The organism is Shewanella sp. UCD-KL21 (assembly GCF_001957135.1).
Lineage (GTDB): Bacteria > Pseudomonadota > Gammaproteobacteria > Enterobacterales > Shewanellaceae > Shewanella.
The window spans coordinates 59,133-71,674 of record NZ_MPHK01000008.1; the positions used below are offsets into that span (position 1 = coordinate 59,133).

Annotated in this window: 12 protein-coding genes; 8 read left to right on the forward strand and 4 right to left on the reverse strand. The window is 41.4% G+C overall.

Annotated elements, in window-relative coordinates; translation table 11 throughout:
- Positions 1-106 precede the first annotated feature (106 nt).
- From BM739_RS09130 to BM739_RS09155, 6 genes are all read left to right on the forward strand, one after another.
- Complete coding sequence (locus tag BM739_RS09130; RefSeq protein ID WP_076539859.1) at positions 107-937, forward strand: class I SAM-dependent methyltransferase; 831 nt, start codon at positions 107-109, stop codon at positions 935-937.
- Positions 938-1,339 carry a hypothetical protein gene (locus tag BM739_RS09135; protein ID WP_076539860.1) on the forward strand — a complete coding sequence of 134 codons (402 nt, stop codon included), beginning with the start codon at positions 938-940 and terminating at the stop codon, positions 1,337-1,339.
- A gap of 312 nt (positions 1,340-1,651) precedes the next feature.
- Entirely contained in the window at positions 1,652-2,548 is an 897-nt protein-coding gene (locus tag BM739_RS09140; protein ID WP_175609508.1) for a virulence protein, read from the forward strand.
- Positions 2,549-2,553: 5 nt separating this feature from the next.
- On the forward strand, positions 2,554-3,468 hold the full coding sequence (locus BM739_RS09145) for an alpha/beta fold hydrolase (protein ID WP_076539862.1): 915 nt from the start codon (positions 2,554-2,556) through the stop codon (positions 3,466-3,468).
- Complete coding sequence (locus BM739_RS09150) at positions 3,465-4,883, forward strand: DUF4056 domain-containing protein (RefSeq protein ID WP_076539863.1); 1,419 nt, start codon at positions 3,465-3,467, stop codon at positions 4,881-4,883. Before BM739_RS09145 ends, BM739_RS09150 begins: the two co-directional genes overlap by 4 nt.
- Complete coding sequence (locus BM739_RS09155; RefSeq protein ID WP_083698112.1) at positions 4,870-6,174, forward strand: BamA/TamA family outer membrane protein; 1,305 nt, start codon at positions 4,870-4,872, stop codon at positions 6,172-6,174. Before BM739_RS09150 ends, BM739_RS09155 begins: the two co-directional genes overlap by 14 nt.
- A 15-nt stretch (positions 6,175-6,189) precedes the next feature.
- On the opposite strand, the gene BM739_RS09160 is transcribed toward BM739_RS09155, so the two are convergent.
- Together BM739_RS09160 and BM739_RS09165 are read right to left on the reverse strand one after the other, a co-directional pair.
- Positions 6,190-6,738, reverse strand: coding sequence for a DUF1415 domain-containing protein (locus BM739_RS09160; RefSeq protein ID WP_076539865.1), 549 nt, complete (start codon positions 6,736-6,738; stop codon positions 6,190-6,192).
- Positions 6,739-6,762: 24 nt separating this feature from the next.
- The gene (locus BM739_RS09165; protein WP_076539867.1) at positions 6,763-7,362 is read right to left on the reverse strand and encodes a LysE family translocator; all 600 of its coding nucleotides are present in this window, start codon (positions 7,360-7,362) and stop codon (positions 6,763-6,765) included.
- Between the two features lie 352 nt (positions 7,363-7,714).
- On the opposite strand from BM739_RS09165, the gene BM739_RS09170 reads away from it, so the two are divergent.
- On the forward strand, positions 7,715-8,296 hold the full coding sequence (locus BM739_RS09170; RefSeq protein WP_076539869.1) for a DUF4136 domain-containing protein: 582 nt from the start codon (positions 7,715-7,717) through the stop codon (positions 8,294-8,296).
- Positions 8,297-8,443: 147 nt separating this feature from the next.
- Here BM739_RS09170 and BM739_RS09175 read toward each other — a convergent pair whose 3' ends face one another.
- Positions 8,444-9,262 carry a DUF2797 domain-containing protein gene (locus tag BM739_RS09175; RefSeq protein WP_076539871.1) on the reverse strand — a complete coding sequence of 273 codons (819 nt, stop codon included), beginning with the start codon at positions 9,260-9,262 and terminating at the stop codon, positions 8,444-8,446.
- Positions 9,263-9,492: 230 nt separating this feature from the next.
- Entirely contained in the window at positions 9,493-9,999 is a 507-nt protein-coding gene (locus tag BM739_RS09180) for a glycine cleavage system protein R (protein ID WP_076539873.1), read from the reverse strand.
- Between the two features lie 253 nt (positions 10,000-10,252).
- Here BM739_RS09180 and BM739_RS09185 point away from each other — a divergent pair, with 253 nt between their 5' ends.
- A complete protein-coding gene (locus tag BM739_RS09185) occupies positions 10,253-12,508 on the forward strand; it encodes an ABC transporter permease subunit (RefSeq protein WP_076539875.1) in 2,256 nt (751 codons plus the stop codon).
- The last annotated feature ends 34 nt before the right edge of the window (positions 12,509-12,542 follow it).

The following is a 12,542-nucleotide window of genomic DNA, read 5'->3' on the forward strand; positions in this document are numbered from 1 at the left end:
GTTTGCTAACTGTGGCCTATTTGGTTGTAGGTTAAGCAGGCGCTAATTATAAAATTGTATATTTATAAAATACACAATATTAATAATGACTTACAAGGCTTTAGTAATGGATTATGTTTCAGTTAATAAGCATGCTTGGAATGAAAGAGCAAAAGTGCATTTTGATTCGTCATTTTATGATGTGGCCGGTTTTTTGGCGGGGAAGTCGTCATTAACCGAAATTGAAACTGCAGAGCTTACCGATGTTGACGGTAAGACATTGCTGCATCTTCAATGTCATTTTGGTCTTGATAGCTTATCTTGGGCCCGTAAAGGCGCCATAGTTACAGCAGTTGATTTATCGGATGTTGCCATTGCTAAAGCTAATGAGCTGGCATTGCAATGTGAGCTAAAAACCGAGTTTATTTGCGCCGATGTGTATCAATTTGGCGATCAAAGTTTACCTCAATTTACCGATAAGCAGGTCACTGATTTTGAAATTATATTTACCTCATACGGCACCATTTGTTGGCTGCCTTGTCTCGATCGTTGGGCAAATATCATTGCCAAGAGTTTAAAGCAGGGTGGCTGTTTTTATATGGCTGAATTTCATCCGCTACAGGATGTTTTAGAGGGCTATTCATATTTCCATAAAGCAGAGGCTGACGTCGTGGTTGAGGGCAGTTATACCGAATCACACGGTAATTCCGCGTCTGCATCTTCACCGCAATCAACAGCTTCGACACCACAAACTATGCTGACTTGGCCGCATTCATTAAGTGATGTTATTAATGCGCTAATCAAAGCAGGGATCAGAATTGATAGTCTTAACGAGTATCCATTTAGCCCCTATAACTGCTTTGAAAATTTGATAGAGCAAGCGCCTAATCAGTTTCATTCTATTGTTAAAGGTAACTCAGTGCCGTTAGTGTTTACAGTGAAAGGAACCAAAGTCTAAATGGTTTTTGCAAAGGGTAATAAACTTAAGGTCGTTACTGGATGGAGGGCACTATTTGCCAAAGTGTCGATATTATTATGCGGGCTTATTTTATTAATATATTGGTCGTACTTATATCTCAGTCCCAGTTTGACCATCAGTAATCAATCAGCTCAAGGTGTTGAATCCGCAGTGGTAAAACTTCCCCATAGCCGCTTAGACTTTGGTGACATTGCCGCGATGCATACTAACACCCTGTATTATGATTTAGCGCAGTTAGATGGCGCATATCGCTATCACATTGAGTTTGATAGTGGCGAGATCATCGCGGGTGAGTGCGGTTATATTACTAATTTTGAAATTCATAAAAGGGTGGTAATTACAATTTCAGAGGCTACGACAATGAGTTGCAGCGTTAATTAATAGCCATTTCTAACCATCGCGTCTCAACAAGGTTATTAGGTTTGTTACAGGTTTGTTTGTTTCTATGTTCAAAAACATTATGACTGTAAACCTGATGGAGAAATTGCGTATTAAGTGCTTATCTTTAAATGAATTTATTTTTATATTGAGTTTTTTTAATATAAATTTCAGTTTTCGTCTCTACTATGCGCAGCTTGCTATTTTTTGTACAAAATATCAACGCTTTATTGTCAATACACTATAATAGCTAAAGTTGAATTTATTCAGTTTATAGACTATTAATGAATCATGGTCATTTAAGGATATCCCTACATGATGTTAAGAGTTTTATCAGGAATTTTTTTAGGTATTACCGCTTTTGCCACTCAAGCAAACGTTAATGAGTCAGCAAATGAGTCGGTTAAAGAGTCTACGGATGAAGCTATCGAAATTCAGCCTAAATATGACCGCGTTTTTCCTATTTGGGCACAAGATGCCATTGATTTAGGCTATGAGTTACCTAAGCCGTATGGCATAGGGGTGACCTATATGAATATGGATCAGCCATTAGTGGTAGAAAATGTCAGTTTTTCGGGATTAGATCTGCTTGATGAAATTGTCTCAATTAAAGGCAGTGAAGCGATTCAAGAGTCAGAAACAATTACCTTTCGTGCTGATATGTGGGTGCTACCTTTTTTAAATTTATACGGCATTATTGGTAAAACCTCAGGCAGTAGTATTGCCAATGTCACGGTCAACTTAGATCTTCCACCTCCTTTTAAGCCCGTGGAAACAGCTCCTTTTGACTTCGCGTTAAATTTTGAAGGCTTAACCTATGGCGCCGGTGGCACCATTGTTGGCGGCATAGGTAATTGGTTTGCCTTACTTGATGTTAACTACACCAATACCGATTTAGATATTTTAGAAGGTGAAATCAGTTCAATTGTGGTTTCACCGAGAGTTGGCTACCGTTTTGATATCCGTGGTCACGACACTCAAGTTTGGATTGGTGGTATGTATCAAAATGTTGAGCAAACCTTCAGTGGTTTTTTACAAGATATTGGCGTGCCTATTGCTGGTGCTAAATTTGAAGTTAACCAGCATTTAGCCGATAAATGGAATGGCTTAATTGGTGGTCAAATCGAGTTGGGTAAAGGCTTTGATTTACTGCTTGAGGGCGGTATTGGTACCCGTACTAGTTTTATGGCCGGTATTGGATATAGGTTTTAATATTGATGAGACTCATAACCCTCAGTTTTTTTGCGCTATTGCTTAGTGGCTGCAGCATTGTTGCCATGGTAGATGATCACCAACAAAACAATTTGCTCAAAAACGGTTTTGAGCGTCATCAAATGTCATTGACTGAGGGAGGCGAGTTACATTACTGGCAAGGGGGAGATGCATCTAAGCCCACATTATTAATGCTACACGGTTTTGGCGGTAACGGCATGACCAGTTGGTATGAAATGATGCTTGACTTGAGCACTGACTATCAAGTGATAGTGCCAGATCTATTGTGGTTTGGAGACTCATATAGTTTTGCCCCCGTTAACATCAGCAGTGAAACCCAAGCCATGCAGGAATTAATCCGCCAACTAGAATTGAGCAGCGTTAATCTGGTGGGTATTTCCTTTGGTGGTTTTGTGACTTTTGATTTGATGATCCACGAGCCCAAAGTGAATCAGGTGGTGATGCTGGCAAGTCCAGGACTGATATTTTCAGATGAGGATATGCTAGCAATGACTAAGCGTTTTGGCGCCGATGCGCCTGAAGCGGTGTTTGTGCCTAAAAATGGCCCTGAAGTAAGACGCTTACTTGAAAAAACTTTCGTTGATTATCCATGGATGCCAGCGTTCATTGATCAGCAGGTTTATGAATATTACTTTGCCGACTCTTTGCCACAAAAAGAATCTCTTATTACCACCTTGCCGGCTTATCGGGATCAATTAAACCCCGACGAATTTGCCGACTCTTTACCGTCAACCATTTTAATCTGGGGGGAAAAGGACGTGGTGTTCCCATTAGATAATGGGCGTCGTTTTGCTGAGTTTTTAAATGCACCTATCATAGTTATACCTAACGGTGTTCACGGATTGAGTAATGACTTTCCTAAACAAATTAATAAAGAAATCAGGGCTTTTATTCAATGAAAATCATAAAAATTCCCCTAGCGATATCATTTTTAGGCTTAGTTATGACCTTAGGCGCTTGCTCCAGTAATGAGTGGCAAGTGCGCGCATTACCCACAGATATTGCGGTCAGTGCCGCTTTAGATGATATACCTGATAATGCGTTAGTCAGAGATATTACCCTTCCTGAAAATGCAGCACTTTCAATGCCCGCCAGTGTCAGACCTTGTTGTGCTTTTGGTTTTGACCAAAAAGTCGCTATGGGGTTATTACCGATCCCTTTTTATCGTCACGCTAACACAGTAGCACTTGAGGATATTGGCGCACATGCATTTGATGCCGGTACATTTAGTTATGAAAAAGGCTCACCTGATAGCGGTAAAAGCATGGAAAACAATGGCATGCTTTATACCCGTAAAGGCGGCTTTATTGATTTAGCCCATGTGCGTGATACCGCTGATAATGCAATTGCGCTGTTTTATCTTATTCAGCCTAAACTGGGTCAGGCACAGTCTATTGAATTACCATTAGAAATTGGCCATAGAACCATTGAACTCGCCGCTTTTGATGTGAGCCATTTATCGGCAGATGACCGTTGGGAGTTAGCGGCGGCCATGGCGGTACGCTTAGCCTTTACTATGGCTGAAGCCCATGAAATATCCCAGTGGCATGGTTATCGCAGCTTTGCCTTATGGACAGAAGCGGTATCGGCTTACTCGTTAGAAGATTTATATTCAAACATGCTGGGAGCCAAAATTGCGTTAGCAATACTGACCAATAATTTAGCCATGACCAAGCAGCAATATGATTATCATATGACGGGTTGGTTAGCGGCAACATTGGCTTGGTTAGAGCCTTTATCTAAAGAACAAACCAATGCACTCTTTAGGGCAATCGATGGTGACTGGTGGGACTCAAACGAGCCACTACCAAATAAATTCGTATTACTTAAACGTCATTACCTACTCGGCGACAAACAATCACCTTATTTGGTCAGTAAAGCGCAAGCTCAGGCAAGTGAGCAATGGAACAAGGTTGCAGCAGTTTACGACGCGCCAGCATCAGCGCAACACTTGTCATTAGCCGTTGAGCTTTTTGGGATTAACTTCGATGAAGTGGCAGTGCAGCACATTAGTGTAGATAAAAAGTTTGCAGGCTCATTTAGCCACGTACCAGAAGAATTATGGCTTGATGGCTTTACCCATTTGCAGTTTGTAGAGATTGCTAAATATGATGAGCGTGAGGATTATAAGTTGTTAAAGCAGCATTTAGCTGAAAAGCCTCATTTGACCCATCAACAAGCGCCGCTAGCTGACTTACCAGACACTCGCGAACAAACAGAGCCTCAAGGTAATGCAGCAGAAACTGGTGCAGCTATTAATGATGCTGCCACAATTGAACCAGCAATAGGTGCGCTGTTAAATGAAAATAATTAGCCCGTTTGTCACTCGCTTACTGATTGTAAATTGTGCCAGTTTTTTTGCCATTAATGTCGCTGTAGCAGCGCCGTTAACGGCGGCGAATGCTGCTATTGCTGCCAGTTCAGAAGTAAACTCACAAGTAAATTCAACAATAAAGCCTGAAACGTCAGCGCCAAAATCTGCCAGCGAAGACGCGGTATTGGTTGGCGCTGATCAGCTTGAAACCATAACCGATGAAGCTGAAGATCAGGGCTGGTTTGAAAACCTACTGACTAACCTCGGTGCCGATGGTGAGTTTGATCCAGATAAGGGCATTGATTTTAGCTATTTACCTGGGCCATTTTATAACCCAGAAATGAGTTTAGGTGTTGGGATATCTGTGGTTGGGCTATATCAAGTCGACCCAGAGGATACGGTCAGTGATTTATCTTCTTTGGTTATTAATGGTTTAGCCTCAATCAATGGCGCGCTAGGGGTCGGGATTGAAAATAAAACCTTTTTTAATGGCGATAACCAACGTCTTTATTTAAATGCCAATGTGTATGACATACCGGATGTGTATTACGGCGTAGGTTATGAATTTAACCAGCAAGACTTAAATCGGGTTGAATTTAATAGTCAAACATTTCAAGTTAACCCTATGTTCCTACAGCGCATATCCGCCCATAGCTTTGTGGGAGCAGGTTTTGATTTTATCTATGCAAAGGCCACGGATGTGGATGTGGCCTCAATTGATGTGGATGTTGACCCTTTACAAGAAGTTTCTCGCAATGTTGGGGTCAATTTATTAATTAACTATGATACCCGCGATCATGTGCTTAACCCGCAGCAGGGGAGCATTAGCCAGTTTGAGATTGGCGTGTATCGCGAAGATTTTGGCGGCAAGCATGACTTTGAAGTCTATAACGCTCTATACAGTGCCTATTATCCAATCCTTAATGATGACACCATAGCATGGCAAGTACGCGGACGCTTTACCCACGGCGATGTGCCTTGGGATCAGCTATCTAAAATCGGTGGTGGTAATTCATTACGGGGCTACACCACGGGTCGCTATCGTGACAAACAAATGCTGCTGGCTCAGGTGGAGTATCGGCAACATTTAACTGGCAGACACGGCATGGTTTATTGGGTTGGCGCAGGCAGTATTGCAGACAAAGTGGGTGAACTGTCCTTTGATGAGTTACTGCCTAATATTGGTGTCGGTTATCGTTTAGAGGTTAAGCCTAAAGTCAATTTACGCCTAGATTTAGCGTTTGGTGATGGTGATAGCGGCTTTTACTTTAACGTCAATGAAGCCTTCTAGCGGCGCTGAGCAGTGCTAACTCTGTTTGCACTGCTTTAATAAGGCTTCAAAAAAGTCGCTGCCTTTTCTTTCTGCAAAAGCAATATTACGCTCTGGTATGGTTTCAGGCTCGTTATATTCGGCTAAGGCGGCTTCCATACTGGCTTCGCGAATAATATGGATGGTTGGATAAGGCGCACGATTGGTATAGTTTGCTGCGCTGTCTTGGGGCTCACCCTCAAAACAATAGTCAGGGTGAAAGCTCGCTAACTGATATACCCCTTCATAGTCATGCTCAAGTAACTTGTCATTGGCCAAGTCAACAATATCAAGATAGCTGTAAAACCCTTCAAAGCCACGAGGCAAGATAAACAGTGTGGTTTCTGCTTGTGGATTTTCATCCAAATACTGACATTCAGTTAAAAAATCCTTCATTACCTGCTTTACTTTAGTTTGTTCACAAGTGAAATAGCGAATGCTATTGCGTTCGATTTCACGGCGGGCAAAAGGACAAATATTGTATTTCATGATCACTTTAGAAACCCAGTTGGCAGTTTCTAATTCGACTTGGTTAATTTCAGACATATAAACCTATTGTTACTACTTGGGTTAACTATTGGGTAGGATCATCGGAATGATCGACAGTACTAATAACACTGCCATCGAGACATTGAAAATGCGTTGCTGTCGTTGATTTTTTAATAACTTTTTCAGCCCAACCCCAAAACTTAGCCACACAGAGCCACAGGGCAGTGCGATACACAAAAATACCATGGCAATAGTGAGCACTTGAGGTGTTAACGGTTGCTCAATGGTAGTGAAAGTCGCAATGGTACCAATAGCAATAATCCAGCCTTTAGGATTGACCCATTGAAAGGCTGCTGCTTGTATAAAGCTAAAGGGTTTACTGGTTTGTTTACCTTCTAAATTACTGTTGCTGTTAGCAATTAGCCAAGAAAGGTAAAGTAAGTAAGTGATCCCAACAACTTTTATAATTTGGTGCATGATGGGGTAGCTTTGAAATAAGCTACTTAACCCCAGACCAATGGCCAGTATCATGGTCGGAAAGCCCAAAGAAATACCCATCAAGTGGGGAATACTGCGTTTAACGCCAAAGTTCACTCCAGAGGTCATCAACATAATATTGTTTGGCCCAGGGGTTATACCGGCTGAAAAGGCGAATAATGCAATAGTAAAAATTAATTCCATATATGGTTTTGTTTTGGAGTATGAGAGAAAAGATTTTGAACTGCATATTAGCCTTAATTTAAACAGTAACCTAGTGAAAATTAATCCCTGAATGATGCAATTGACAGCGCCAGTATTTTTTTGCTGGTTACATTGGTTTACTAAATGATGAGATTGGGTGGCACTGGCGTTGCGCCTATGTTTTATTTGATAAGTGCTTTGGTGGTGATTACTGGCTATTAAGCTTGTGATCTCGTTGAATTTCAGTCAGGTTAGGTTATGGTTTATATGTTAGTTTTATAATTATTAACAGGATTTCTGTTATGCAGCTTGGTAGGTTCGTCGGCTAGTTAAATAGAAAGTTGAGGCTTAAATGATAAAGAAACAACTGTTGTTATGGGTGAGTGTATTGGCAGTTTTATTGGCGGCTTGTACCAGTAAACCAGCCCCTGATATTCATGCACCAACAAGCATTACTATGGTGACCACAGGTGATTTAACCACAATAACAGCCAATGCAAAAACTTTTGCTTGGCACCCAACTATGTTTACAGTTCACACCAATAATAAGCTAGATGATGAAGAACTAATCCGCCATATGCGGCAGTCAATTACCAAAATTATGGATAAAAAAGGCTATTCTTTGGTGGATGAAAGCCAATTTCCCAATATCGTTGTGGGTTTTGGCATGACCTTGGAATCAGAAATGAGTGACCAAGAAATTTTAGAAAAAGCGGGCTTAGTCGCCGGGTTATCAACAGAAGGTGTTGATGACGAATTCGAAAAAGGCTCAGTGTTAGTTGCGGTGTTTAGCCCTCAGAGTCAGCAGCCTATATGGCGAGTGCTAGCCCAAGGGTTTACAGATACAGATAAACCGGTTAAAAATCGAGAACAACGTTTTGATAAATTAACCACTATGATGCTAAGCGCCATTCCTGCTCGCACAAGCTATTAAACTCATGCATGTAAAATGATGGCTTTGGATATGAGCGCAGTTAACAATCAGTGGCTAAAAAATAAAAACCGCCAACAGTGATGTTGGCGGTTTTTTATTAACTGTCTATAAGTGATTATTTATTAATTACTTGGCTTAATGAATCCGCTATACAGTGACATTAACTTCGTAAGATGAGAATTTACGGATATTGATCACCCCAGTGTCAAAGATTAAATATTGGCCTTTGATACCTTGTAGAGTCCCGCTAACCTCAGGGGTTTTATCAAAGTTATGTGATTTTACTTTTTTAGGAAACTCGCTCATTGGGAAGCGAATACTTTGAATTGCATTATCCAATCTTTCGATAATAAAGTCTGGGTTATCTTGTTTGATCTCCAGTAGTCGCTGTTCAACTTCAGGGATTAACTGCTCAGCCATTTCCACCAAATCAACATCGGCAGCATTGCCCTTTAACATGGCTTGCCAATTAGTTTTATCATTGATGAGTTTAGCAAACTCAACTTCCACTAAACCTGATAATTGGCGAGTTGATACCTTGAAAATAGGTAGCCCTTGGGTGGCACCTTGGTCAATCCAACGCGTTGGTATTTGGGTGTAACGGGTAATGCCGACTTTGATCCCTGACGTATTTGACAGGTAAACAAAGTGAGGCACAAAACAATGAGTTTGCGCCCATTCTGGCTCACGGCAAGTACCTTGATCAAAATGGCAGGTTTCAGGTTTCATGATACATAAATCACAGCTCGCCAGCTTTTGCATGCACACATAGCAGTGGCCCTGAGAGTAACTCTTCTTGGTTTTTTTACCGCAATTACAACAGAAAATATTGCCAGTATGGCTAAGGGTTAGGGTTTTACCAATTAATGGGTTTAGCGCAACGCTATTATCGCCAACCGGCAGTTCGTACTGCACTTCATCTTGTTCATTAAGGTGAGTGCGCATTTTTGATAAGGTGCCTAACATCGATATTCTCTTATATTGTGGTGTTATTGTTGATTATGTAATGCAGTCTACCAGATGAATGCCCGTTAGATTAACCGCTTTTTTAGATTGGCTTTAGGGAGAAATACTCATTAAATGCGCTCAAGCAGGGGATAAAAAAGTCATGGACTTGGCCATGACTCATTATTTAGCATCTCCAGCTTTCAATACTTATGAATATGCCGCTTAAATGCCTTGAAATATATTGATTATTAAGCGCTTTTACTGAGCTTATCTAATACCACATCATCACCTAATTCATACAAAGAATCAGTAAGTTGTTCTTCTTGGCATGGATCAGATAACCCCAAGCCCATTGTGGCTCTGAACAAGGCGATGCCTGTGTGGCCAGCGGTTTCTTGTTTGCTACTAAATTGCTCGATGTTGATCCCAAGGGCATTGATCTTATTTGAGATTTCCAGCACTAAGCCTTCACGGTCATAAGCGACTAAATTGAAGCTGAGACGTTTTATTGGTACAGGGGTTTGGCTGGTTTTATTAAAGCTACAGGTTAGGCCGTCAATGCATTCTAAAGCATCTAATAATGCGTCCCATTTAAGGGCCGATACTTCTAACTGTAATATTGCTGCAAAAATGCCATCAATATGGCGCATTTCTGAGTCCAGCCAGTTACCGTTATGACGACTTATTACATTGGCGATTTGTTCAACTAATCCTTTTCTATCAGGTGCTTGAAGTGTGATCAGGTAACGAAGCATAAAATAAACTCCCAAAATTTTAACAAATAAATCTGCTGTAACACTACTGTCATAAAGACGTCATATAATTCAGCTCAATAAAATATGGCATTTATAGCCTGCCATGAACACAAGCTAAATAGCTGTTTTTAAACTGGCAATTTGCTTAAATAAAAAACAGTTCGCTTAAGTAAAAAGCACAGTTTAGTTAGTAACACAGCGAATCAAACAATCATAGCGAAATATCGTTAACGATTAATTATAGAGGTTCTTAATGGAAAGTCAGGTAAGTCAGCCTGGTTCTGCGGCGAAGAGTTTGTTAGCAAACAGACAAACCAGTCGTAGAGCGTTTATGGATAAGGCAGCTGAAGTGGGTGTAACTGTGGGTGGCACCATGGTATTTGTCGCTTTGTTGCTGATTTTCTTTTATTTATTGTATGTGATTAAACCTATATTTGATGGCGCCGATGTTGAGCCTATTTCAACTATCAGCTATCAACAAACTGACGTCGCGACCTTAATGGTAGGCAGTGATGAGCAAAATGAAATTGCTTATCGGGTATTAGTCGATGGCCAAGTTGATTTTTATTCAGTTGCAGGGCGTCAGTTAATCACCAGCTTTAAACCTAAGCTTCCTAAGGGCGCAACGGTTGTAAGTAGCGCTAAAGCGAAACCTAACGAGCAACGTTTTGCCTTAGGCTTAAGCACGGGTGAAGCATTAATCGTTGGGGTGGATTTTGGAGTCACTTACCCAGATAACAAGCGCACCATTACCCCAAGATTACGTTATCCACTGGGTGAAACACCGATTATGGTGGATGAAGGCCAAGCCCTTAATAATCTGGTTTTTGATTATATCGATAATCGTGTTGGTTTTGCTTATCAAGATGACAATGGCTCGTGGAAGCTCAGTCGTCTTGAAGGCGAAGAAAACATGATGACCGAAGAAATTGAATGGTACTCAGATTTAACCTATATCAAAGATGCGCCCAATAATGCCTTTACGGCATTAATGACCCCCGATCATCGTCAATTGATCCTGCCAACATCGAATAAACTGTTTATTTATGATATTCGCGACAGTGACGAACCCAGCTTGTTGCAAGTTATCGATGTGAAAAATGGTAAGTCAGTGGTGTCTAAAGTGATGCTGCTAGCAGGCGCTAGTTCAATTTTAGTCAGTTATGATAATGGCTTAATTGACCAGTATTTCCAAGTCAGTGGTCGCAGTGGCCGTTTGTATCAAAAAATCAGACACTTTGATAATGACGCTAAAGTGGGAGCCATGACGACCGAGTTTTACCGTAAAAGTTTTGCGGTAGTCAGCCCTGAAGGTGAGCTATCACTGCTTTATACCACCAGTCAGCGCAACTTATTCACTGAAACATTTGATATCGCCAACCCAGGCGCGATGGCATTTAGTCCTCGTTCAAACGCCTTAGTGGTTGAAGCTAATAATAAGCTCAACATTTTCGCGGTTGATAATGCTCACCCTGAAGTGTCTTGGAGTGCTTTGTGGGAAAAGGTCTGGTACGAAGGTTACCCAGAGCCACAATATGTATGGCAGTCAACCTCGGGCTCAGATGACTTTGAAGCAAAATTAAGCTTAATGCCATTAGCTTTTGGCACCATGAAAGCGGCATTTTATGCAATGTTATTTGCCGTGCCACTGGCCATTGCTGGAGCGATTTATACTGCCTACTTTATGTCGCCAAAAGTGCGCGGCGTGGTTAAGCCGACCATTGAAATCATGGAAGCACTGCCGACGGTCATTTTGGGCTTCTTAGCCGGACTTTGGTTAGCGCCACTGATTGAAGATCACTTGCCGGGCATTTTAGTGTTACTCACATTACTGCCTACGAGTATTCTTGTCAGCGCATTTACTTGGAGTCGATTGCCAGCGAAATGGAAGCAACGCTTACCTGAAACCTATCAAGAGATCATGTTAATTCCAGTGATTTTGTTTGTGGGTTGGTTCTCATTTGAGATTAGTCCAGTAATCGAAATTGCTTTCTTTGATGGTAATACCCGCCAGTTCATTACCAATGATTTAGGCATTACATTCGATCAACGTAACGCCTTTGTTGTAGGCATTGCGATGGGCTTTGCGGTTATTCCAACGATTTTCTCTATTGCTGAAGATGCGATTTTCTCAGTGCCACGACATTTATCAAATGGTTCACTGGCACTGGGCGCGACTAACTGGCAGACATTAACCCGCGTGGTATTGCTTACCGCAAGCCCGGGTATTTTCTCTGCCATTATGATGGGTTTAGGCCGCGCAGTGGGTGAGACCATGATTGTATTAATGGCAACGGGTAACACCGCAATCCTTGAGTGGAGTGTGTTTGAAGGGATGCGTACTTTAGCGGCAAATATCGCCGTTGAGATGCCTGAGTCTGCCATTGGTAGTTCCCATTACCGTGTGTTATTCCTTGCGGCATTTGTGTTGTTTGTATTCACCTTTGTCTTTAACACCATTGCTGAAGTGGTACGCCAACGTCTACGTGAACGTTATAGCTCACTTTAAGGAATGAAGATGAACAGAGTTTTTAATATTTCGC

What these genes read in the sequence shown, in the direction of transcription:
- BM739_RS09130 (WP_076539859.1), top strand. Translation starts at nt 107, where the DNA reads ATGGATTATGTTTCAGTTAATAAGCATGCTTGGAATGAAAGAGCAAAA.
- BM739_RS09135 (WP_076539860.1), top strand. Translation starts at nt 938, where the DNA reads ATGGTTTTTGCAAAGGGTAATAAACTTAAGGTCGTTACTGGATGGAGG.
- BM739_RS09140 (WP_175609508.1), top strand. Translation starts at nt 1,652, where the DNA reads ATGATGTTAAGAGTTTTATCAGGAATTTTTTTAGGTATTACCGCTTTT.
- BM739_RS09145 (WP_076539862.1), top strand. Translation starts at nt 2,554, where the DNA reads ATGAGACTCATAACCCTCAGTTTTTTTGCGCTATTGCTTAGTGGCTGC.
- BM739_RS09150 (WP_076539863.1), top strand. Translation starts at nt 3,465, where the DNA reads ATGAAAATCATAAAAATTCCCCTAGCGATATCATTTTTAGGCTTAGTT.
- BM739_RS09155 (WP_083698112.1), top strand. Translation starts at nt 4,870, where the DNA reads ATGAAAATAATTAGCCCGTTTGTCACTCGCTTACTGATTGTAAATTGT.
- BM739_RS09160 (WP_076539865.1), bottom strand. Translation starts at nt 6,738, where the DNA reads ATGTCTGAAATTAACCAAGTCGAATTAGAAACTGCCAACTGGGTTTCT.
- BM739_RS09165 (WP_076539867.1), bottom strand. Translation starts at nt 7,362, where the DNA reads ATGGAATTAATTTTTACTATTGCATTATTCGCCTTTTCAGCCGGTATA.
- BM739_RS09170 (WP_076539869.1), top strand. Translation starts at nt 7,715, where the DNA reads ATGATAAAGAAACAACTGTTGTTATGGGTGAGTGTATTGGCAGTTTTA.
- BM739_RS09175 (WP_076539871.1), bottom strand. Translation starts at nt 9,262, where the DNA reads ATGTTAGGCACCTTATCAAAAATGCGCACTCACCTTAATGAACAAGAT.
- BM739_RS09180 (WP_076539873.1), bottom strand. Translation starts at nt 9,999, where the DNA reads ATGCTTCGTTACCTGATCACACTTCAAGCACCTGATAGAAAAGGATTA.
- BM739_RS09185 (WP_076539875.1), top strand. Translation starts at nt 10,253, where the DNA reads ATGGAAAGTCAGGTAAGTCAGCCTGGTTCTGCGGCGAAGAGTTTGTTA.